Raw genomic sequence first — 21,684 nt, forward strand, 5'->3', positions numbered from 1 at the left:
CGCCGTCCCCTGACGTCCCTCCCCCCCACCGCCCGCAGGGCGCTACCGCGAGCAAAGGAGCCCGCGATGAGTGAGCTGATCACGGCTGACCTGGTCGATCTCGACCTGTCCGCCGAGACCAAGGAAGCCGCGGCGAGATCGCTCGCCGAACGCATGCGGGACCTGGGACGCGTCACCGACCTCGACGGCTTCCTCGCCGACGTCGCCGCGCGCGAGGCCCAGATGCCCACCGGTCTCGACGGGGGCATCGGCATACCCCACTGCCGCAGCGAACACGTCACCGAACCGACCCTCGCCTTCGGCCGCTCCGCCGCGGGCATCGACTTCGGCGCCCCGGACGGCCCGGCGGACCTGATCTTCCTCATCGCGGCCCCGACGGGCGGCGACGCCGACCACCTGTCGATCCTGTCCGCGCTGGCCCGCCACTTGATGGACCCGGAGTTCACGTCCGCGCTGCGCGCGGCGGGGGAGCCCGGCGTGGCGGCGGCCTTGATCCGTGGCGACGAGCCGGAGCCGTCGGTGGACGGCGACGCGGCACCGGGGGCCGACGACGTGCCCGCGCCTGCGGCGGCCGAGGTTGCCGCGACGCCGTCCGACGGCGGTGACACGGCCGGTACGGGCGAGCGCCCTGCCACCGGCCCCGGGCCGGCCGCGTCGCCGACTGCCGACGCCCACCCCTTCCGTATCGTCGCCGTCACCTCCTGTCCCACCGGTATCGCGCACACCTATATGGCCGCCGAGGCCCTGGAGTCAGCCGGGCGGGCCGCCGGGGTGGAGGTGGTGGTCGAGACGCAGGGATCCGCCGGGTTCGTGAAGCTGGACCCGGCGGTCGTCGCCGCGGCGGACGGAGTGATCTTCGCGCACGACGTCGAGGTGCGGGACAAGGACCGCTTCGCGGGGCTGCCGACCGTGGACGTCGGGGTCAAGGCCGGGATCAACCGGCCCGGCGAGCTGATCGCCGAGGTGCGGGAGAAGGCCGCGCGCGGCGAACGCGTCGCTCCCGCCGCCCCCATGGACGCGGGAGCCGACGCGGGGGACGGCTTCGCGACCCGGCTGCGCAAGTGGCTGATGACCGGGGTCAGTTACGTGGTCCCCTTCGTCGCGGCGGGCGGGCTGCTGATCGCGCTCGCCTTCGCCATCGGCGGGTACGGGATCGACAAGGCGCCTTCCGTGGCCGACCACTTCGCGTGGACCGAGTCCGCGAGCTGGGCCGCGCTGCTGTTCCAGATCGGCGGCGTCGCGTTCGCGTTCCTCGTGCCGGTCCTGGCCGGGTTCATCGCGTACGGCATGGCCGACCGCCCCGGTCTCGTCCCCGGGTTCGTCGGCGGCTCCATCGCGCTGACGGTCGACGCGGGCTTCCTCGGCGGCCTGACCGCGGGTCTCCTCGCGGGCGCGGTCGTCATGGCCGTGCAGCGGATCGACGTACCGGCCGCGCTGCGCGGCATCATGCCGGTCGTGGTGATTCCGCTGCTGTCCTCGGCGGTCGTCGGCTTTCTGATGTTCCTGGTGGTCGGCAAGCCCGTCGCCGCGTTGCAGAAGGCACTGACCGACTGGCTGGGCGGACTGTCCGGGACCAACGCCGTCATCCTGGGCGCCCTCCTCGGCCTGCTCATGGCCGCCGACCTCGGCGGTCCGCTCAACAAGGTCGCGTACGCCTTCGCCGTCGGCGGCCTCGCCGACCCCAACGAGGGCAGCCTGAAGGTGATGGCCGCGGTCATGGCGGCCGGAATGGTCCCGCCGCTGGCGATGGCACTGGCCACGACCGTGCGCGGACGGCTCTTCACCGCCTCCGAGCGGGAGAACGGCAAGGCGGCCTGGGTGCTCGGGGCGTCCTTCATCACCGAGGGCGCGATCCCGTTCGCGGCGGCGGACCCGCTGCGGGTGATCCCCTCGGCGATGGCGGGCGGCGCGGTCACCGGCGCCCTGTCCATGGCCTTCGGCTGCACACTGCGCGCCCCGCACGGTGGTGTCTTCGTGGTGCCGCTGATCGGCTCGCCGTTCCTCTGTCTGCTCGCCGTCGTGGCGGGCACGGCGGTCAGTGCCGCCGTGGTGCTCCTGCTCAAGGGCCTCCGCAGGCCCGCCCCGCCGCAGGCCGCCCTCCCGGCCGAGGACGGGGCGCCGGTCGCCGCGGCTGTCTGACCCCGGCGCGAGGCCCCGTCCGGGCCCGCTCAGTCGCCGTACAACTCGCGGTAGGAGGGGAAGACGCCGCCCGGGCCGTCCACCCCCTCCGCCGCGAGCACGGCCTTCGCCACGGACCGGGTGAGGACGTCCGCGCCCGCGGCCAGGATCTCGTTGAGAACGCCGAGTTCGAGAACGCCGCGTTCGAGATCACCGAGCTCCCCCGCGGTGCTCCCGGCGATCATCGGCCGCTCGCCCGTGGCCAGGGCGAAGACCGTGTCACCGTCGGTCAGCAGATGCACGGGCCGCACGGCGCGGGCCAGGCCGTCGTGGGACGTGCCCGCCAGCTTCTGCGCCTGGGCGCGGGTCAGGACGGCGTCCGTGGCGACGACGGCGATCGTGGTGTTGAGCGGCGGCCGCGCGGACGCGGCCGAGCGCTTCGCCGACTCCTGCCGTGCGGCGTCCAGGGCCTGCTGGGCGGCGACGTGGCGGTCCGCCGAGGGGTACTCGACCCGGCCCTCGAAGAGCCGCCCGTACAGCGCTCCCGTCAGTGGATCGGCCGCCGACCCCACCGCGTTGACCGCCGCGACGGCCGCCACCGTCACCCCCGAGGGCAGCACCACGCTCGCCGTGCCGATGCCGCCCTTGAGGCCGCCGACCACCGCACCCGTGCCCGCGCCGACGTTGCCCTGCGCGACGGGCGCCCCCGGCTTCGTACGGGAAGCCGCCTCGGCGGCCTCCCGGCCGAGCGCCGCGTCGGGGCGGGCCCGCCAGTCACCGCCGCGGCCCAGGTCGAACAGGGCCGCCGCGGGCACGACGGGCACCACCTGGGCGGGGTCCGGGCCGACGCGGAAACCACGACCCGCGTCCTCCAACCAGCCCACCACCCCGGACGCGGCGTCCAGCCCGAAGGCGCTGCCGCCGGTGAGCACGACCGCCTCGACGCGCTGGACGAGATTGCGCGGGTCGAGCGCGTCCGTCTCCCGCGTCCCGGGCCCACCACCCCGTACGTCCACGGCCGCGACCGCGCCGCCTTCCTCGGTGAGCACCACAGTGGTCCCGGTCAGCGCCCCGCCCTCGGTGCGCTGCGCGTGGCCCACCCGCAGTCCGGCCACATCGGTCAGGGCGTCCAAGGGGCCGGGGCGTGGGCCGGAGGTGGGGGAAGCGAAGAAAAGGGCATCGGTGCTGTCGGCGGTCTGCGCGGTCCGGTCGTCAGTCATGGGGCATGCGTATCACGTGAGCTGAATGCCCGTCAGGCCCTCACCCCGCCTCCTGTGCGCGTCCGTTCGCCTCCGCCCTCCGTGCCGCCAGCGTGACCCCCACCGCGACCGTCAGGGTCGCCACCAGCCCGGTGAACAGCACCGCCGTCCGGCCCGCGTACGTACAGGCCAGCACGAGCACGGCCGAGACGGGCAGGACCAACTGCTGGGCCATGCCCCGCTTGTGGTGCCGGGAGTGGATCATCCACACCGAGAACATGAACAGCGCCGTGGGCAGCGTGACGGCGCCGGCCGCCGCAAACGCCGAGATGTGCGCCTTGCCGATGGTCTCCTCGATCGCCACCTCGATGCCCGCCCCGATCGCCGCCGCCGAACCGAAGACCAGATAGTGCCCGTACCCCCAGGCGAACGCCTGTCGGTTGGAGGCCAGATGGAGATGGATGGGCACGGCGAAATAGATCCAGTAGGCGGCGAAGATGATCAGCAGGCCGCCGCCCGCGATCGGCAGCAGGGTGTCCAGCGCCTCGTCGTCGTCCAGGGCCGACTGGACGGCCACCGTGGCCGCGAGGACGGTCTCGCCCAGCACGATGATGGTGAACAGGCCGTACCGCTCCGCGATGTGGTGTGGATGCCAGCCCGTCTGATGCCGGCGCTCGGCGATCGCGGGCACCGACATCTCGACGATCGCCATCCCCAGGAAGAGCCACGACTTGGCGTCGTCGGGCAGGAGCAACAGGCCCAGCCAGCCGACCTGGCACAGGCTCACCCCCGCCGCGTACATCAGCGCCGTGCGCCGCTCCTCGCCCCGCGTCGAGTACGCCGCCCGCAGCCACTGGGTGACCAGCGCCAGCCGCATCACCAGGTAGCCGAACCAGACCACCGTGAAGTCGCTGTCGTTGAAGGCCCGGGGGATGCCCGCCGCCAGGATCAGCACCCCGGCCATCTGGACCAGCGTCACCACGCGGTACGGAACGTCGTCCGTGTCGTACGCGGAGGAGAACCAGGTGAAATTTACCCAAGCCCACCAAATCGCAAAAAACATCATCAGGTAGCCCGGAATGCCGGTCCCCGGGTGCCCCTCGGCGAGCGCGTGCACCAGCTGTCGGCCCGCCTGCGCCACCGCGGCCACGAAGCACAGGTCGAAGAACAGCTCCAGCGGGGTCGCGGCGCGGTGCTCCTCCTCGCGACCGCGCGCGGCCATCGGGCGCAGCAGCGAGGTGTGCCGCACGTGCGGGTGGCCGCTCATCGGCGACGGTCGCCGCGCGCCGGTCCGCCGCCCCCGCGCGCGGCGGGTCCGGCGGCTCGCGGAACGGGTGTGGGCGACGTCACATGACTCATGCGGCGATTGTCACCGCTGTCGACGTCCGCCGCGCGCGGAAGGCGCCCCGGCCCCGCACGGGCGACCGCGGGGCCGTCGCTCGCGCGGGCGACCGTACCCTGGAGGCATGAGCACCGCCCCCGAGCCCACTCCCAAGCCGCGCAACCCCGCCGCCCTGATCTTCGACGACCCGCTGTCGCAGCAGTCCTCGGACGACACCGACCGCGGCTGGGGCGACCGGCCGAGCGGCGGCGACAGCGCGGGCGACCTGGCCCGGTTCCTGGCCGAGAAGCCGCCCCACCACATCTGACGCCCGGCCGCCCGGGGGACGGCCCCGCCGCTACCGCTGGACCGGGACGGTCTCCGAGGCCGGGCCGCGGCGCTGCTCGACGAGCGCGTCCCGGATCTGCTCGAGCAGCTCGATCTCCGTCACCTGCGCCGGGGTGGCCTCCGCCGGAGCCTTGGCGGCCTGGCGGTCCTGCCAGCGCTTCATCGGCAGCAGCATCAGGAAGTAGACGACCGCGGCGGTGATCAGGAAGGTCAGCGCGGCGCTGAGCACCGAGCCCCACTGGATGTAGACGCCGCTGGTCACCTCGCCCGCCTTGTTCATGGCGCAGGGGCCCTTGAGGCACGAGGCGTAGCTGGTCAGGTCCTTGGTGCCGAAGGCGCCGACGATCGGGTTGATGACACCCTTGACCACCGAGTTCACGATGTTGGTGAACGCCGCGCCGATGACAACGGCGACCGCGAGGTCTATCACGTTGCCCCGCATCAGGAATGCCTTGAATCCTCCAAGGACCCCTGTCTTCTTCTCGCTCACCGAAAAGCCTCTCTCTGTACGCACCTGTGGCGGAATGGTTGGTTCCATAACCTACGAGAGAGTCTGGCAGTCCTGTCCAATCGGCAGGCTCGATCAGGCGAACCGGAGCTGCGTCAGCGCGGGGGCGCACAGGATCACCGCCCCGGCGGCCGCCACGATCCCGACCCCCAGCAGCCGCCTTCTGCGCCGCCCGGCCCGGCCCGGCCGATACCGCCCCCGGCCCACCCGGACCGGTGCGAAGTGCGGCACCCCGCGCGTCGGCGGCGGTGTGTAGGCGTACGCCCCCGAAGCCGATGGCGGTGCGAAGGCCGAAGGCGGCGGAGAGAAGGGGAGCGACGAGGGTAAGGAGGGCGACGAAGGAGAGGGGAGCGGACCAAAAGGGGACACGAGCGACCACCGCCTGCGGTGAGGAGCGCCAACCGGACGCTCCCCACGATCCAGGCAACCGCCCGATCCCGCTGGGCCCTGTGGACTACCGCCCGGTTGTGGACAACCTCGTCACCCCCGCGAGCCAGGCCCCGGCCCCGCGAACCGCCCGGCACGCGCCCGCAACCGCCCCGCAACCGCCCCGCAACCACCTCGCACACGCCCCGCACGCACCTACGGCAGCGTGATCCCCAGGTCCCAGCCCTCGTGCACCCGGGTGCACAGGCAGGTCCGCCCGTCCGTCTCCGGCAGGGCGCAGACCGCCGCGAAGATCACCTCGCGCAGCCGCCCCACGTTCTCGGCGAAGACCCGCATCACCTCGGCGTGCGACACGCCGTCACCCGTCTCGGCCCCGGCGTCCAGGTCCGTGACCAGTGCCATCGAGGTGTAGCAGAGCTCCAGCTCGCGGGCGAGCACCGCTTCCGGATGCCCGGTCATGCCGACCACCGACCAGCCCTGGGCGGCGTGCCAGCGGGACTCGGCCCGGGTCGAGAAGCGCGGCCCCTCGACGACGACCATCGTCCCGCCGTCGACGACCGGGTCCCAGCCGTGCCCGCGTGCCACCGCGACCGCCACCGCGCGCCCCGTGGGGCAGTACGGGTCCGCGAAGGTCGTGTGCACCACGTTGGGGGCCGACCCGTCGGGCAGCGGCTCACCGTCGAAGAAGGTCTGCTGACGCGTCTTCGTGCGGTCCACCAGTTGATCGGGCACGAGCAGGGTCCCCGGCCCGTATTCCGGCCGCAGCCCGCCCACCGCGCAGGGGGCCAGCACCTGCCGTACGCCGAGGGAGCGCAGGGCCCACAGATTGGCCCGGTAGTTGATGCGGTTCGGCGGCAGACGGTGGTCACGGCCGTGCCGGGGCAGGAAGGCGACCCTCCGCCCGGCCAGCTCGCCGACGAAGAGCGAGTCGCTCGGATCCCCGTAGGGCGTCTCCACTGTGACCTCGGTCACGTCGTCGAGGAAGGAGTAGAACCCCGACCCGCCGATCACGCCTATGTCCGCCCGCATCGCGCTCGTGTCGATCATGAGGTCACCCTAGCGGCGCACCCGCGTCGGCCCCAGGGGGCGACGCCGTGTGCCGCCCCCGTACGCGACGCAGCCCGCCACCTCGGTGCGAGGCGACGGGCTGCGTCGTGCGCGGGGACCGCGCGAAGTGATGCGGGAGGCGCGTCAGGCGGCCGAAGAGCTGCTGCTCGACGAGGCCGGAGCCGACGCGGTGCTCGTGGAGGTGCTGCCCGCGCTCGACCCGGAGGCCGAGGACGAGCCCGTCGACGAGGACGAGTCCGAGCCGCTCTTGGCGGTCGTGGACTTCGCCGGGCTGCTGCTGGACGACGCGCCACGGCTGTCGTTCCGGTAGAAGCCGGAGCCCTTGAAGACGATGCCGACGGCGGAGAACACCTTCTTCAGGCGTCCGTCGCAGCTCGGGCACACGGTCAGGGCGTCGTCGGTGAATTTCTGCACCGCCTCGAGGCCCTCGCCGCACTCGGTGCACTGGTACTGGTACGTCGGCACTTGCTCCTCCTGGCACTCTCACTCGATGAGTGCTAACGACGATCCATAGTGCAGTATTCCGGCGCGTCAGTCCACCGAAACAGGCTCGCGGTGACCCACCCCACGTGCGGCGATCCGCGACTCGCTCTTCGGGGAGAGCGCCTTGCGCAGCGTCAGCAGGACCGCCAGGGCCAGTGCCGTACCGGCCAGCGGCACCAGGAAACCGGTGCTCGCGGAGTGTCCGTCGATCAGCTTGCCGCCGATGCTGGCACCGGCCGCCTGGCCGAGGCCCACCGCGCCGGTCAGCCAGGTGAACGCCTCCGTACGGGCGGTCGGGGGCACCAGCGACTCCACCAGCGTGTAGCCGGTGATCAGCGCCGGGGCGATGCACAGGCCGACGAGGAGGCCGACCCCGCCCAGCACCGGCAGCGCGTGCGCGGCCCACAGCGGGGTGGTGGCCAGGACCAGCAGCGGGTAGGCGATCAGCAGCCGGCGCTGGGGGGTGACCTTCCAGGCAATGGCACCGCAGACGAGGCCCGCGATCATGTTTCCGGCCGCGAACGTGCCGTACAGCAGACCGTTCAGGCCGGGGTCGCCGATCTCCTTGGTGAAGGCCGTCATCGACACCTGCATGCCGCCGAAGACGGAGCCGATGCCGAGGAAGGAGATCGCGAGGACGCGGACGCCCGGGACGGACAGCGCCGACGCGCTCTTCACCGCGGGGCCGGCGGCGGAGCGGCTCGGCTCCGGCTGCGTGCGCCGCTGGGCGGCGAACAGCAGACCGCCGACGAGGGTGAGGACCGCCTCGGTGACCAGACCGGCCGCCGGGTGGACGCCCGTGCACAGTGCGGTGGCCAGCACCGGGCCGATCACGAACGTGAACTCGTCGGTGACCGACTCGAAGGCCGCCGCCGTGGACATCAGCGGCGAGCCCTCGAGCTTCGCGGCCCAGCGGGCCCGCACCATGGGGCCGATCTGCGGGGTCGAGGCACCGGCGGGCACCGCCGCGGCGAACAGCGCCCACAGCGGTGCGTCCGCCAGCGCCAGCGTGATCAGCAGCGAGATCGCCGCGGCGTGCACGACGACGCCGGGCACCAGCACCCTGCCCTGCCCGAAGCGGTCCGCGAGCTTGCCGCTCTGCGGCGCGAAGAGCGCCATGGAGACGCCCGCGGTGGCCGAGACGGCGCCCGCGATGCCGTAGGAGTCCGTGGTGTGCTCGACCAGCAGCAGGATGCCGATGGTCAGCATCGCGAACGGCTGCCGGGCCAGGAAGCCGGGCAGCAGGAACGTCCAGGCACCGGGGGTGCGCAACAGCTGGCCGTATCCGGGGCGTGCCTCGGTGCGGTCGTTGACCGTGGATGCCACGGCCGGGCCTTTCTGCCGCCTGGTAGCGCACTCCAGACGGGATCGCCGCACGGAGCGCGCCGAGAGCTGTCCTCTCGCGCAGGACCGTGGTAGATGCCGTGCCGGCCGCCTTGTGACGCGCGACCGCGGCCGCCGTGCGGTCGCGCCAGCCCTGCATCAGGCAGAGTTGGTTCGGTTTGGGAGTGGTGGTGCAGAAGCAGTGCGAAAGCGGTGGTTCAGCGCCGGAAAACAGGGCGCGAACCAGCCGCTCACTCAGGCGTCCGCGCAGGTAATCCCGTAGGCAACACTGAGCAGACCGAGTCAATTGAATGCACTACTTCCCCTTTATCGTACCTGTAGCACCCAGCCATCCCGCAAGCTTTCCGCCCTCGGAGACCGCCCGCAGCCGCTTCTCGGCGGCGTCGCGCACCGGGTCGGTGGCCACCACCAGCAGCTCGTCGCCGTGCCGCAGCACGGTCGTGGGCGCCGGGACGAAGCTGGAGCCGTCCCGGACGACCAGCGTGACGGCGGCCCCGGGGGGCAGCCGCAGCTCCCCGACCTCCACGCCGTGCATCTTCGAGCCGTCGGGGATCGCCACGGACAGCAGATGGCCGCGCAGCCGCTCGAGCGGGGCGGACTCGATGCCCAGGTCCTCCGGCTCGGTCTCGCGGAGCTTCAGATGCCGGGCGAGCCAGGGCAGCGTCGGGCCCTGGACCAGGGTGTAGACGATCACCAGCACGAAGACGATGTTGAAGATCCGGCGACTGTCGGGGACCGCGGCCACCATCGGGATGGTGGCCAGCACGATGGGCACGGCCCCGCGCAGCCCGGCCCAGGACAGCAGGGTCTTCTCCTGCCAGCTCATCCGGAAGGGCGCGGTACTGAGGAAGACCGACACAGGCCGCGCCACCATCGTCAGCACCAGTCCGACGACGAGCGCGGGCATGATGTCGTCGCCCAGCTCGTGCGGGGTGACCAGCAGGCCGAGCAGGACGAACATGCCGATCTGCGCTATCCAGCCGAGCCCCTCGGCGAAGCCGCGGGTGGCGGGCCAGTGCGGCAGCTTGGCGTTGCCGAGGACCAGGGCCGCGAGATAGACGGCGAGGAAGCCGGAGCCGTGCGCGAGCGCGCCGCCCGCGTAGGCGACGGTCGCGATGGCCATCACGGCGATCGGGTAGAGGCCGGAAGCGGGCAGGGCCACGTGCCGCAGCCCGTACGAGCCGAGCAGGCCCACCGCGATGCCGACGGCCGCGCCGATCGCGAGCTCCAGGGCGATCTCGCCGATGAGCAGATACCAGTGCTCGACCGGGCCGGCGGCCGAGAAGGCGACGACGAGGATGACGACCGGGGCGTCGTTGAAGCCGGACTCGGCCTCCAGGACACCCGTCAGCCGCGAGGGGAGGGGAACGTTTCGCAAGACGGAAAAGACCGCCGCGGCATCCGTGGAGGAGACCACCGCGCCGATGATCAGGGCCTGCCGCCACTCGACGCCGGCCAGATAATGCGCGGCCGCCGCGGTGACGCCCACGCTCAGCGCGACGCCCACGGTGGAGAGCGCCGCCGCGGCGGGCAGCGCCGGTTTGATCTCGTGCCACTTCGTGCCGAGACCACCCTCGGCGAGGATCACCACAAGTGCGGCATAACCGATGATCTGGGTCAGGCCGACATCGTTGAAGGAGACGCCGATGCCGTCCTGGCCTATCGCGACGCCTATGCCGAGGTAGATGAGCAGGCTGGGGAGCCCGCTGCGGGAGGAGATCCGGACCGCCGCCACCGCGATGAGCAGGACGAGCGAGCAGATCAGCAGGAGTTCGTTGAGGTGGTGGACAGTCAGGGGCCAGGTCCCTTCACGAGGTCTTTCATGCACTATCGACCGGAACGTTCTACCGTCCGATCAGAACTTCATTTCCTAATCTAATCTTTTACGGGTTCTTGACGCGAGCTCGTGACGGCGGTGACCGTGCCATGACCCTTCGGCGGCGGTGCGACGACCGGCCCGCGGCCGTTTCAGGGGGCTGGTGGTGACACCGCGTCCGGTCGCCCGGTGCCCTGCGCCTATGGTTGCTCCAGCACCCCAGGACCACCCTGCCCCTCTAAGGACAGCGATGCCCGCCAACAAGACCGGCCCTTCCGGCAAGAAGAAGTCCGGTAAGAAGAAAGGCCGACGCGCCCGGCTGCTCGTGATCACTCTCGTGCTGCTGATCGTGGCGGGCGTCGGCTTCGGCGCGTACTGGAGCGTCAGTACCGTCCGTGCCTCCTTCCCGACGACGAACGGCACCCTGCAGCTCAAGGGCCTGTCCGCGGACGTGAAGGTCCAGCGCGACGGAAACGGTATCCCGCAGGTCTACGCGGACAACGCCGAGGACCTCTTCCGCGCCCAGGGCTTCGTGCAGGCGCAGGACCGGTTCTGGGAGATGGACGTCCGTCGGCACCTGACCGCGGGCCGTCTCTCCGAGATGTTCGGCTCCGGGCAGGTGGAGACCGACGCCTTCCTGCGGACCATGGGCTGGCGGAAGGTCGCGCAGGAGGAGTACGACACCAAGCTCTCGGCGAGCGCCAAGAAATACCTCCAGGCGTACTCCGACGGTGTCAACGCCTACCTCAAGGACCGCAAGGGCAAGTCGCTGTCCGTCGAGTACGCGGCCCTGGAGTTCGAGAACGACTACAAGCCCGAGAAGTGGACCCCGGTCGACTCGGTGGCTTGGCTCAAGGCCATGGCCTGGGACCTCCGCGGCAACATGGAGGACGAGATCGATCGCTCGCTCGCCGCGACGCGGCTGAGCCCCAAGCAGGTCGAACAGCTGTACCCGGGCTACCCGTACAACCGGAACAAGCCGATCGTCGAGGGCGGCGCCGTCGACCCCGCCACCAAGCAGTTCGACCCCAAGGGCACTCCGGCCGCCCCGCAGAGCGGTGCGGGCCAGACGCCCGTCGGCTCGGGTGCCGCCGCCGGCGGTCTGCGCACCGGGCTGACCTCGCTGTCCAACACCCTCGACAAGATCCCGGCGCTGCTCGGTCCGAGCGGCAACGGCATCGGCTCGAACTCGTGGGTCGTCTCCGGCCAGTACACGACCACCGGCAAGCCGCTGCTCGCCAACGACCCGCACCTCGCGCCGCAGATGCCCTCGCTCTGGTACCAAATGGGCCTGCACTGCAACAAGGTCGGACCCTCGTGCCCGTTCGACGTGGCCGGCTACACCTTCTCCGGTCTGCCGGGCGTCGTCATCGGCCACAACCAGGACATCGCCTGGGGCATGACCAACCTCGGCGCGGACGTCTCCGATCTGTACCTGGAGAAGGTCACCGCCGACAGCTACCTCTACGACGGCAAGCAGGTCCCCTTCACCAAGCGCACGGAGACCATCAAGGTCGCGGGCGGCAAGTCCCGGGACTTCACCGTCCGCTCCACCAACAACGGCCCGATCGTCTCCGACCGCAACGACGAGCTGGCCAAGGTCGGCCAGAGCGCCCCGGTCAAGGACCCCGCGCCCGACCGCGCCGACGGCTACGCGATCGCGCTGCGCTGGACGGCCCTCGACGCCGGCAAGACCATGGACGCCGTCTTCGGGATCAACGCGGCCACGGACTGGAAGTCCTTCCGCAAGGCCGCCGCCGACTTCGAGGTCCCCTCGCAGAACCTGATCTACGCCGACACCAAGGGCAACATCGGCTACCAGGCCCCGGGCCGGATCCCGGTCCGCGGCAAGGCCCCCGCCAAGGGTGACGGCACCGGCCCGAACGCGGGCGGCACCGCCGGTACGGACGGCAGCACCGGTACGAACGGCACCGCCGGTACGAACGCCGACGGCAAGGCCGACGCCAAGGCCGTCGTGCCCGACGGCCGCTACCCCGCACCCGGCTGGGACCCCGCCTACCGGTGGACCGGCTGGATCCCGCAGGGCGAGCTGCCCTGGGACTTCAACCCCAAGCGCGGCTACATCGTCACCGCCAACCAGGCGGTCGTCGACAAGAAGTACCCCTACCCGCTCACCGGCGACTGGGGCTACGGCGCCCGCAGCCAGCGGATCAACGACCTCATCCAGTCGAAGATCAAGGACGGCGGGAAGATCTCGACGGATGACATGCAGAAGATGCAGATGGACAACACCAGCGAGATCGCCAAGCTGCTGACGCCCTACCTGCTCAAGATCGACGTCAAGGGCTCCAACGAACGCGAGACGAAGTACGTCCGCGAGGCGCAGAAGCTCCTGAAGGACTGGGACTACACCCAGGAGGCCGACTCCGCCGCCGCCGCGTACTTCAACGCGGTGTGGCGCAACACCCTCAAGCTCGCCTTCGGCAACAAGCTCCCCAAGGAGCTGCGGGTCAAGGGCCAGTGCCTGCGGGTGCGCCCGGCCAACGACTCCGGGCCGCAGGAGGACCTCGACGGCAACTCCCGGCTCGTCCAGGAGTGCGGCGAGCGCGACCCGGACAGTGCGCAGCCCGACGGCGGCGACCGCTGGTTCGAGGTCGTCCGCAGCATCCTGGACAAGCCGAACGACGACTGGTGGAAGACCAGCGGCACCCGCGCCAACCGTGGCGCCGGCAACCGGGACGAGCTGCTCCAGCGCGCCATGAAGGACGCCCGCTGGGAGCTGACCTCCAAGCTCGGCAAGGACGTCAATTCCTGGAGCTGGGGCCGGCTGCACCAGCTGACCCTCAAGCACCAGACCCTCGGCAAGGAGGGCCCCGGCATCGTCCGCTGGATGCTCAACCGAGGCCCCTGGAACCTGGCCGGCGGCGAGGCGGCGGTCAACGCGGCCGGCTGGAACGCGGCGGGCGGCTACGACGTGATCTGGGTCCCGTCGATGCGGATGGTCGTCAACCTCGGGGACCTCGACAAGTCCCGCTGGATCAACCTCACCGGCGCCTCCGGGCACGCGTACAACGCCCACTACTACGACCAGACCGACAAGTGGGCCAAGGGCGAGCTGCTCCCCTGGGCGTACAGCGCCGAGGCCGTGAAGCAGGCAACGGACGACACGCTGACGCTCAAGCCGTAGCGGCGTCCGCCGCCCTTGCAAACGCCGGACGGGCTTGATGTGGCTGACCTCAGCCACATCAAGCCCGTCCGGCGTTTGAGGACGCGCCCGCAGGGCGCCCGCCGCCGCAGGCGGCAAGACGACCCGCCGTCGGCAGGACAAACCGCATCAGCCGAACCGCCGCACCCCGCCAGGGGTGACCACCGCGTGCACGGGGTGGTCGTGCGGTTCCTCCGGGACCCGCGCGACCACCTCGTCGTCGTAGAGGAGCACCACCCGCGCGGGCGTGGCGCCCGCGCGCTCCAGCCGGGCCAGCACCCGGTCGTACGAACCGCCGCCGCGGCCGAGCCGCATCCCGCGGCCGTCCACGGCCAGGCCCGGCAGCAGCACGGTGTCCGCCCCGGTCACGGCGTCCGGGCCGAGTCGCTCGCCACCGGGCTCCAGCAGCCCCCGCGACGCCCGTACGAGAAGATCGGCACCCCGGTAGAGACCCCAGTCCAGGTCGTTGTCCGGAAGCAGCACCGGCAGCAGTACGCGCACGCCCCGGGCGCGCAGCGCCTCGAGCAACGCGCGCGTGCCGGGCTCGCGCCCCACCGAGACATAAGCCGCCACCGTCCGCGCCCGCGCGAGCTCCGGCAGCTCCAGCGCCCGGCGCCCGAGCGCCTCCTCGGCCACCTTTACGTCATCCGAGGTCAACCCCGCTCTCACCGCCAGGAGGGCCTGTCGCAACTCACCCTTATTACCGTCGTACTTGATCACTGTTTCCGTGCACTCCTCGACTCAGGTCCACTCGGTGGAGCCTCTCGGTGGAGCCTCATCTTCCTGTCAATCCCAGCGGCTAGGGTTCCGTTTATGACTCAATCGCGTCCTCGGATCAGCAAGGCTGTCATCCCTGCCGCCGGACTCGGGACCCGCTTTCTCCCGGCGACCAAAGCCACCCCCAAGGAGATGCTGCCGGTCGTCGACAAGCCGGCGATCCAGTACGTGGTCGAAGAAGCGGTGCACGCCGGGCTGTCGGACGTCCTCATGATCACCGGGCGGAACAAGCGCCCCCTGGAGGACCACTTCGACCGGAACTACGAGCTGGAGGAGGCCCTGCGCCGCAAGGGCGACGAGTCCCGGCTCGCCCGCGTCCAGGAGTCCAGCGACCTGGCCACCATGCACTACGTCCGCCAGGGCGACCCGCGCGGCCTCGGCCACGCGGTCCTGTGCGCCGCGCCGCACGTGGGCGACGAGCCCTTCGCCGTCCTGCTCGGCGACGACCTCATCGACGCCCGCGACCCGCTCCTCTCGCGCATGGTCGACATCCAGCGCAAGCACGGCGGCAGCGTCATCGCCCTCATGGAGGTCGACCACTCCCAGATCCACCTCTACGGCTGCGCGGACGTCAAGCCCACCGACACCGAGGATGTCGTCGAGGTCACCGGGCTGATCGAGAAGCCCGACCCCGCCGACGCCCCCAGCAACTACGCCGTCATCGGCCGCTACGTCCTCGACCCCGCCGTCTTCGACGTACTGCGTGAGACGCAGCCCGGGCGCGGTGGCGAGATCCAGCTCACCGACGCCCTCCAGGCCCTCGCCGCCGCGCCCGGTCTCGGCGGTCCGGTGCACGGCGTGGTCTTCAAGGGCCGCCGTTATGACACCGGGGACCGTGGTGATTATCTGCGTGCCATTGTCAGACTGGCGTGCGAACGTGAAGATCTGGGACCGGACTTCCGAGCCTGGCTTCGAAGGTATGTCACCGAGGAGATGTAGCCCTTGAGCAGCACCGCCGACAAGGCCGCCGCACCGGACCGCTTCTGGTCGGTGGACGAGCACCTCGACGACATCCTCGGGAAGATCCGCCCGCTGGAGCCGATCGAGCTGCAGCTCCTGGACGCCCAGGGTTGTGTGCTCGTCGAGGACGTCACCGTCCCCGCCGACCTGCCGGGCTTCGACAACAGCTCGATGGACGGCTACGCGGTCCGCACGACGGACGTCGAAGGTGCGAGCGAGGAGTTCCCGGCGGTACTCACCGTCATCGGCGACGTCGCCGCGGGCAGCGGCGAGCTGCCCACCGTCGGCCACGGCGAGGCCGCCCGCATCATGACCGGTGCGCCGCTGCCGCCCGGCGCCGAGGCCGTCGTGCCCGTCGAGTGGACCGACGGGGGCACGGGCGGCGGCCCCGCCGCCGGCATGGCCGCCCGCAGCGCCGCCCCGGACGGCGCCTCGGGCGAGGTCCGGATCCACCGCCCCGCCGTCGCCCGCGCCCATGTCCGCGCGGCCGGCAGCGACGTCGCCGCGGGCGCCCTCGCCCTGCGGACCGGCACCGTCCTCGGCCCGCCCCAGATCGGCCTGCTCGCGGCGATCGGCCGCGCCACGGTCCGGGTCCGCCCCCGCCCGCGCGTCGTGATCATGTCGACCGGCAGCGAGCTGGTCGCCCCCGGCGAGAGCCTCGGCCCCGGCCTCATCCACGACTCCAACAGCTACGTGCTCACCGCCTGCGCCCGGGACGCCGGGGCCATCGCCTACCGCGTCGGCGCGGTCGCCGACGACGCCGACACGCTGCGCTCCACCCTGGAGGACCAGCTCGTGCGCGCCGACGCCGTCGTCACCAGCGGCGGTGTCAGCGTCGGCGCGTACGACGTGGTCAAGGAGACCCTCTCGGAGCTCGCGGGCGAGGAGGGCAGCGTCGACTTCCGCAAGCTGGCCATGCAGCCCGGCAAGCCCCAGGGCTTCGGCCGCGTCGGCCCCGACCGCACCCCGCTGCTCGCCCTGCCCGGCAACCCGGTCAGCGCGTACGTCTCCTTCGAACTCTTCGTCCGCCCCGCCATCCGCGCCCTGATGGGACTCGAGCCGCACGACCGCGAGACGGTCCGCGCGGTGTGCGCCGAGGCCGTGGCCTCCTCGCCCGAGGGGCGCCGCCAGTTCCTGCGGGCCCGCTACGCGGACGGCAAGGTCACCACCGTCGGCGGCCCGGGGTCGCACCTCGTCAAGGCCCTCGCGGAGGCGAACGCCCTGATCGTCGTTCCCGAGGAGACCACGGCGGTCGAGGTGGGGGCCGAGGTGGACGTCATACTCCTCGGCTGACCCGGCCGAGGTCAGCCCCCGCGTGGCCCCTGACGTGGTCCTTCCCGACCGGCCGCCCGTCCCGCCCGGTACGGTGTCTGCCCACAAGGACCGGACCGGGAGAACGATGAGCAGCGCCCAGGACCCTTTGCCCCCCGCCATCCCCCAGAGCCTCACCCATCTCGACGACGCGGGGGCGGCCCGCATGGTCGACGTCTCGGAGAAGGCCGTCACCACCCGCACCGCCCGGGCGAGCGGCCGGGTGCGCGTCTCCCCGCGCGTCGTGGAACTCCTGCGCGGCGAGGGCGTCCCCAAGGGCGACGCCCTCGCCACCGCCCGCATCGCGGGCATCATGGGCGCCAAGCGCACCCCCGATCTGATCCCGCTCTGCCACCCGCTCGCGGTCTCCGGGGTGAAGGTCGACCTGTCGGTCGCCGACGACGCGGTCGAGATCCTCGCCACCGTGAAGACCACCGACCGCACGGGCGTGGAGATGGAGGCCCTGACCGCCGTCACCGTCGCCGCCCTGACCGTCGTCGACATGATCAAGGCCGTCGACAAGGACGCCGTCATCACGGACGTCCGGGTCGAGGAGAAGACCGGCGGGAAGTCCGGCACCTACCTGCGGGCCCCGGCGGCGGGGGAGACGGCATGAGCGGCACCTCCGGTACGCGCCGCGCGCTCGTCGTCACCGCCTCCAACCGCGCCGCCGCCGGGGTGTACGAGGACAAGGGCGGCCCGATCCTCGCCGAGGGCCTGGCCCGGATGGGCTTCACCGTCGACGGCCCCCGCGTGGTGCCCGACGGCGACCCCGTCGAGGCCGCCCTGCGGGACGCGGTGGCCGGCGCGTACGACGTCGTCCTGACCACCGGCGGCACGGGCATCTCGCCCACCGACCGCACCCCGGAGGCCACCCGCCGCGTCCTCGACTACGAGATCCCCGGCATCCCCGAGGCCATCCGGGCCGAGGGCCGTAAGAAGATCCCCACGGCCGCCCTCTCCCGGGGGCTCGCCGGGGTGGCGGACCGCACCCTGATCGTGAACCTGCCCGGTTCGACGGGCGGGGTCCGCGACGGGCTCGCCGTACTGGAGCGGCTGCTGGTCCACGCCGTCGACCAGATCCACGGCGGGGACCACCCGAGACCGGCCGGGAGCCCCAGCTGAGCGCCGGGTGGCCCGCCCGGCTGGCGGACGGCGACGTCGTCCTGCGCCCCATAAAGCTGCGTGACCAGCGGGACTGGCGGGAGGTCAACGGACGCAACCGCGACTGGCTGCGCCCCTGGGAGGCGACCGTCCCGCCGCCACCGCCCGGCGGGACGGTCGCCCGGCGTCCCACCTACCGGCAGATGGTCCGCCATCTGCGGGCGGAGGCCCAGGCGGGGCGCATGCTGCCGTTCGTCATCGAGTACCGGGGGCAGTTGGCCGGGCAGCTGACCGTCGCCGGCATCACCTGGGGCTCGATGTGCTCGGCCCACGTCGGCTACTGGGTGGACCGGGCCGTCGCGGGCCGGGGCGTCATGCCGACGGCCGTCGCCCTGGCCGTCGACCACTGCTTCCGCGCGGTCGGGCTGCACCGGGTCGAGGTGTGCATCCGGCCGGAGAACCTGCCCAGCCGCCGGGTCGTGGAGAAACTCGGATTCCGCGAGGAGGGACTGCGCCCGCGCTATCTGCACATCGACGGCGCCTGGCGCGACCACCTCGTCTACGTCCTGACCGCAGAGGAGACGGGGGAGGGGCTGCTGGCCCGCTGGCACCGCGTCCGGCCGGCCGAGCCCGGCGACCCGCGCGGTCCGGGCAGCCGACAGCTCCCGAGTAATTGAATAAACGTTCGAATTTGACTGTCAATTGACGGTATTCGACGCTCTTCGCGCTCAACAATCACAAAAAAAGTTCGAGATATCAGCCGGATCGTGCGACACACCGGGCCAATTGGCGGAATCCCATGTGCGGTCCCCTCTACGGTGTGAAGTGTGAGCAGCAGCGGCCTCATCTACGCAGTCATCGTCGGGGCCTGGGCCGCCTACTTGGTGCCGATGTGGCTCCGTAGGCAGGACGAGCTCAATGAAGCCCGTCCGACGGAACGCTTCAGCACGGCCATCCGGCTGCTGTCCGGACGGGCGGGCATGGAGCGCCGTTACGCCAAGGACCTGGAAGTGCGCGCGACCGACGACGCGCCGGCCTCCGCCGACCCGGCGGAGCCGGAGTTTCGCGCGCCCGCGCCGGACGCGGCGACCGAAATGGTCGACGTCCGGTCCTTCGGCGCGCCCTCGCCCACCCCGATGCCCTCGGCTGCCGAGCGCGCCCGGCGTTCGAAGGTCCTCGCGCGGCGGCGGCGCACCACCGTGCTGCTCTTCCTCGCCTTCACCCTCGGCGCGATCGTCGCGGGCGTCGGCGGTCTGGCCTTCCTGTGGGCGCCGGCCGTGCCGGCGGCGCTGCTGAGCGCGTACATCGTCTATCTGCGGGTCCAGGAGAAGCGCCGCTTCGCCTTCACCATGGACCAGCGCCGCGCCGAACTCGCCGCGCAGCGGCTCCGTGAGGGCCGACCCCACCCTCGTCCGGCGGCGCCGGACCCCGCGACCGCCGCCGCCCCCGTTGACCCCGAGGCCGCCGCGGCGCCCGCGCCGGCGGCGCAGCCCGAGCCCTCGGCGCACAGCGCGGGCCGTCGCGCGCTCGTCGAGCAGACCGACCACGCCGAGTGGGTCGACCAGCAGCGTGACCGCGACCGCGGCACGGGCGAGGGCTGGGAGCCCGTGCCCGTACCGCTGCCGACGTACGTCACCGCGCCGGTCGCCCCGCGCGCGGCCGGCTCGGCCGATCTCGGCGCCCCGGACACCTGGAGCTCCGCCCGCTCCAGTACCGCGGAGCCGGCCGCCGGTCGCAAGCCCGCCGAGGAGCGCCGCGGCGGCCGCTCCCGCCGCCGCCCCCGCGAGCGCGGGCGCACCCCGCTCTTCGACCAGTACGCCGACGACGACCGCCCGCGCGCGGCCAACGAGTGACGGCGGTCACCTCCCGCCACCTCCGCTGACCAGCGGGGGAGCGGCCGGTGAGCGGATTTCCGAGCACCCGGATGGAGGTGCTAGAGTTTCACTCGTTGCAAGGGCCTGTGGCGCAGTCCGGTAGCGCACCTCGTTCGCATCGAGGGGGTCAGGGGTTCGAATCCCCTCAGGTCCACAGCACAGACGGAATCCCGTCCGATCATCACGATCGGGCGGGATTCCGTCGTTGTGGGGGTTGTTGGGGGACGGTCGCCGGGGTGCGGCCTCACGCTCCTTGGGCGAGGAGCGGTTCGTCGGAGAGGTAGGGCGGGGCGGGCTCGTACTGGATGTAGCGGCGGACCGCGCGGGCGTGCTCGCGGCCGTGGATCCGGCCGATCAGCCACAGCGCCATGTCGATCCCGGCCGAGACGCCCTGACTGGTGATCAGGTTTCCGTCCACGACGTAGCGCGCGTCGCGGACGACGGTGACGTCGCCGCGGGATTCCAGGGTGTCCTCGAAGGCGTAGTGGGTGGCGACCCGTCGGCCGCGGGCCGGGCCGGCCTCGTGGAGGAGGAGGGCGCCCGTGCACACGCCGGTGACCCAGGAGGCATCGCCGGACGTCCGTGTGATCCATTCGATCAGTGCGGGGTTGTGCACCTGGTGGCGGGTGCCGTTGCCGCCGGAGACCAGGAGCACGTCCAGCGGCGGATGGTCGCCGAAGGTGTGGTCGGGGAGCACCCGCATGCCCTTGTTGCAGCGGACGGGGCCGGGTCGCTCGGCTATCAGGACCACGGTGTCGGCGCGGTCGCGCAGCATCGAGGAGGCCGTGAACACCTCCCACGGCCCGGTGAAGTCCAGCTCCTCGGCGCCTTCGAAGATCAATAGGCCGTAGGTGGTCATGCGTGCTCCTTCGACGACCGGAACCGGTCGCGGTAGTCGGACGGCGGGACGCCGAGATGGCGGTGGAACGCGCGTCGCAGGGTCTCGGCGCTGCCGAGGCCGCAGCGGCGGGCGATGGTCGCGACGGGGGCGTCGCCCTCGGCCAGCGCGCGCCGGGCGGCCTCGATGCGGACCCGCTCGACGTACTCGGCGGGCGGGACGCCGAGCTCGGCGGTGAACCTCCGCTGGAGATGGCGGGGGCTGAGTCCGGCGCGGGCGGCCAGATCACCGATGGAGTGCGGGCCGCCGGGGTCGGCGTGGACCGCCGACACCACGGCCCGGATGGGGTCGGTGGACGGCTGGGCCGACCACAGGGGCACGCTGAACTGCGCCTGGCTGCCCGGTCGGCGCAGGAACAGCACCAGCTCCTGGGCGATCGCGTGGGCGACCTCCCGCCCGTGGTCGTCCTCCACCAGGGCGAGCGCCAGATCCATCCCGGCGGTCACCCCCGCCGAGGTCCACACCCGGCCGTCGCGGATGAAGATCGGATGGGTGTCGACGGCCAGCTCCGGGTACTCCCGCCGGAGTTGGCCGTCGCGGCTCCAGTGGCTGGTGACCCGGTGCTCGGCGACCAGCCCGGCGGCGGCGAGCAGGAACACGCCACTGCACACCGAGGCCACCCGACGGGCCGTGGCGCCGGCGGCGGCGATCCACGCCACCAGCGCCGGGTCCCCGCGGGCCTCGTCGACCCCGCTGCCACCGGCCACCACCAGGGTGTCGATCCCGAGCGGGTCCAGATCGGCGATGCCGTGGTCGGCGTGCACCCGGAGCCCGCTGTTCGACCGCACCAGCCCCGCGGCCGGTCCCACGGTCTCGCAGGAGTAGCCGGGGCGGAGCCGGGCGGCCTGTTGGAACACCTCGAACGGCCCGGTGAGATCGAGGAGCTGAAACCCCTCGAAAGCGACGAAAACGATGCGTTGCTGATCCACGGTTTCAGCCTGCGGCTGCCGTGAGGTGGCGTCAACGACAGTGACCCCACGGTTTGCGCCATGGCCTTGCCGG

At 72.1% G+C, this 21,684-nt stretch carries 19 protein-coding genes and 1 tRNA gene; 10 read left to right on the forward strand and 10 right to left on the reverse strand.

The features are described from left to right. Positions 1–66 precede the first annotated feature (66 nt). Positions 67–2,139 (forward strand): PTS fructose transporter subunit IIABC, encoded by a 2,073-nt coding sequence (locus FHS38_RS14890; protein ID WP_184733999.1) that lies wholly within the window; start codon positions 67–69, stop codon positions 2,137–2,139. 29 nt (positions 2,140–2,168) lie between these two features. Here the strand turns inward: FHS38_RS14890 and FHS38_RS14895 are convergent, their stop codons facing one another. Then, positions 2,169–3,338, reverse strand: coding sequence for a P1 family peptidase (locus FHS38_RS14895; protein ID WP_184734000.1), 1,170 nt, complete (start codon positions 3,336–3,338; stop codon positions 2,169–2,171). A gap of 40 nt (positions 3,339–3,378) precedes the next feature. After that, a complete protein-coding gene (locus tag FHS38_RS14900) occupies positions 3,379–4,584 on the reverse strand; it encodes a low temperature requirement protein A (RefSeq protein ID WP_184734001.1) in 1,206 nt (401 codons plus the stop codon). A gap of 67 nt (positions 4,585–4,651) precedes the next feature. Here FHS38_RS14900 and FHS38_RS36335 point away from each other — a divergent pair, with 67 nt between their 5' ends. After that, positions 4,652–4,966, forward strand: coding sequence for a hypothetical protein (locus FHS38_RS36335; protein ID WP_373301814.1), 315 nt, complete (start codon positions 4,652–4,654; stop codon positions 4,964–4,966). Positions 4,967–4,996: 30 nt separating this feature from the next. Here the strand turns inward: FHS38_RS36335 and mscL are convergent, their stop codons facing one another. From mscL to FHS38_RS14930, 5 genes are all read right to left on the reverse strand, one after another. Further along, positions 4,997–5,476, reverse strand: a complete 480-nt coding sequence (gene mscL, locus FHS38_RS14910; RefSeq protein WP_184734003.1) for a large conductance mechanosensitive channel protein MscL — start codon at positions 5,474–5,476, stop codon at positions 4,997–4,999. A 600-nt stretch (positions 5,477–6,076) separates the two neighbouring features. Beyond that, positions 6,077–6,928, reverse strand: coding sequence for an S-methyl-5'-thioadenosine phosphorylase (locus tag FHS38_RS14915; protein ID WP_184734004.1), 852 nt, complete (start codon positions 6,926–6,928; stop codon positions 6,077–6,079). A 144-nt stretch (positions 6,929–7,072) separates the two neighbouring features. Next, positions 7,073–7,414 (reverse strand): FmdB family zinc ribbon protein, encoded by a 342-nt coding sequence (locus tag FHS38_RS14920; RefSeq protein ID WP_184734005.1) that lies wholly within the window; start codon positions 7,412–7,414, stop codon positions 7,073–7,075. A 66-nt stretch (positions 7,415–7,480) separates the two neighbouring features. Then, positions 7,481–8,758, reverse strand: coding sequence for an MFS transporter (locus tag FHS38_RS14925; RefSeq protein WP_184734006.1), 1,278 nt, complete (start codon positions 8,756–8,758; stop codon positions 7,481–7,483). A gap of 313 nt (positions 8,759–9,071) precedes the next feature. Further along, positions 9,072–10,604 (reverse strand): potassium/proton antiporter, encoded by a 1,533-nt coding sequence (locus tag FHS38_RS14930; protein WP_184734007.1) that lies wholly within the window; start codon positions 10,602–10,604, stop codon positions 9,072–9,074. Positions 10,605–10,842: 238 nt separating this feature from the next. On the opposite strand from FHS38_RS14930, the gene FHS38_RS14935 reads away from it, so the two are divergent. After that, positions 10,843–13,740: a penicillin acylase family protein gene (locus FHS38_RS14935; RefSeq protein ID WP_184734008.1), complete on the forward strand. Its 2,898-nt coding sequence runs from the start codon at positions 10,843–10,845 to the stop codon at positions 13,738–13,740. A gap of 147 nt (positions 13,741–13,887) precedes the next feature. Here the strand turns inward: FHS38_RS14935 and FHS38_RS14940 are convergent, their stop codons facing one another. Further along, the gene (locus FHS38_RS14940) at positions 13,888–14,478 is read right to left on the reverse strand and encodes a 5-formyltetrahydrofolate cyclo-ligase (RefSeq protein WP_184734009.1); all 591 of its coding nucleotides are present in this window, start codon (positions 14,476–14,478) and stop codon (positions 13,888–13,890) included. A gap of 93 nt (positions 14,479–14,571) precedes the next feature. On the opposite strand from FHS38_RS14940, the gene galU reads away from it, so the two are divergent. The 7 genes from galU (at position 14,572) to FHS38_RS14975 (ending at position 19,938) form a co-directional block, all read left to right on the forward strand. Beyond that, positions 14,572–15,474, forward strand: a complete 903-nt coding sequence (galU, locus tag FHS38_RS14945; protein WP_130879116.1) for a UTP--glucose-1-phosphate uridylyltransferase GalU — start codon at positions 14,572–14,574, stop codon at positions 15,472–15,474. Between the two features lie 3 nt (positions 15,475–15,477). Then, the gene (glp, locus tag FHS38_RS14950; protein ID WP_184734010.1) at positions 15,478–16,788 is read left to right on the forward strand and encodes a molybdotransferase-like divisome protein Glp; all 1,311 of its coding nucleotides are present in this window, start codon (positions 15,478–15,480) and stop codon (positions 16,786–16,788) included. A gap of 106 nt (positions 16,789–16,894) precedes the next feature. Continuing rightward, positions 16,895–17,422: a cyclic pyranopterin monophosphate synthase MoaC gene (gene moaC / locus FHS38_RS14955; RefSeq protein WP_184734011.1), complete on the forward strand. Its 528-nt coding sequence runs from the start codon at positions 16,895–16,897 to the stop codon at positions 17,420–17,422. Further along, positions 17,419–17,931 (forward strand): MogA/MoaB family molybdenum cofactor biosynthesis protein, encoded by a 513-nt coding sequence (locus FHS38_RS14960; RefSeq protein ID WP_184734012.1) that lies wholly within the window; start codon positions 17,419–17,421, stop codon positions 17,929–17,931. The genes moaC and FHS38_RS14960 overlap by 4 nt, the downstream gene beginning before the upstream one ends. Continuing rightward, positions 17,928–18,587: a GNAT family N-acetyltransferase gene (locus FHS38_RS14965; RefSeq protein ID WP_184734183.1), complete on the forward strand. Its 660-nt coding sequence runs from the start codon at positions 17,928–17,930 to the stop codon at positions 18,585–18,587. Before FHS38_RS14960 ends, FHS38_RS14965 begins: the two co-directional genes overlap by 4 nt. A 150-nt stretch (positions 18,588–18,737) precedes the next feature. After that, complete coding sequence (gene sepX / locus FHS38_RS14970) at positions 18,738–19,763, forward strand: divisome protein SepX/GlpR (protein WP_184734013.1); 1,026 nt, start codon at positions 18,738–18,740, stop codon at positions 19,761–19,763. 101 nt (positions 19,764–19,864) lie between these two features. Next, positions 19,865–19,938 (forward strand) — tRNA-Ala (locus FHS38_RS14975). A 90-nt stretch (positions 19,939–20,028) separates the two neighbouring features. On the opposite strand, the gene FHS38_RS14980 is transcribed toward FHS38_RS14975, so the two are convergent. Both FHS38_RS14980 and FHS38_RS14985 read right to left on the reverse strand, forming a co-directional pair. Further along, complete coding sequence (locus FHS38_RS14980) at positions 20,029–20,643, reverse strand: DJ-1/PfpI family protein (RefSeq protein ID WP_184734014.1); 615 nt, start codon at positions 20,641–20,643, stop codon at positions 20,029–20,031. Next, positions 20,640–21,611: a GlxA family transcriptional regulator gene (locus FHS38_RS14985; RefSeq protein WP_184734015.1), complete on the reverse strand. Its 972-nt coding sequence runs from the start codon at positions 21,609–21,611 to the stop codon at positions 20,640–20,642. The genes FHS38_RS14980 and FHS38_RS14985 overlap by 4 nt, the downstream gene beginning before the upstream one ends. Positions 21,612–21,684: the final 73 nt, after the last annotated feature.

The organism is Streptomyces netropsis (assembly GCF_014203545.1).
In the GTDB taxonomy this organism is placed as follows: domain Bacteria; phylum Actinomycetota; class Actinomycetes; order Streptomycetales; family Streptomycetaceae; genus Streptomyces; species Streptomyces netropsis.

Coding starts and splice junctions, on each gene's coding strand:
- FHS38_RS14890 (WP_184733999.1), top strand. CDS start 67: ATGAGTGAGCTGATCACGGCTGACCTGGTCGATCTCGACCTGTCCGCC.
- FHS38_RS14895 (WP_184734000.1), bottom strand. CDS start 3,338: ATGACTGACGACCGGACCGCGCAGACCGCCGACAGCACCGATGCCCTT.
- FHS38_RS14900 (WP_184734001.1), bottom strand. CDS start 4,584: ATGAGCGGCCACCCGCACGTGCGGCACACCTCGCTGCTGCGCCCGATG.
- FHS38_RS14915 (WP_184734004.1), bottom strand. CDS start 6,928: ATGATCGACACGAGCGCGATGCGGGCGGACATAGGCGTGATCGGCGGG.
- FHS38_RS14935 (WP_184734008.1), top strand. CDS start 10,843: ATGCCCGCCAACAAGACCGGCCCTTCCGGCAAGAAGAAGTCCGGTAAG.
- galU (WP_130879116.1), top strand. CDS start 14,572: ATGACTCAATCGCGTCCTCGGATCAGCAAGGCTGTCATCCCTGCCGCC.
- moaC (WP_184734011.1), top strand. CDS start 16,895: ATGAGCAGCGCCCAGGACCCTTTGCCCCCCGCCATCCCCCAGAGCCTC.
- FHS38_RS14960 (WP_184734012.1), top strand. CDS start 17,419: ATGAGCGGCACCTCCGGTACGCGCCGCGCGCTCGTCGTCACCGCCTCC.
- FHS38_RS14980 (WP_184734014.1), bottom strand. CDS start 20,643: ATGACCACCTACGGCCTATTGATCTTCGAAGGCGCCGAGGAGCTGGAC.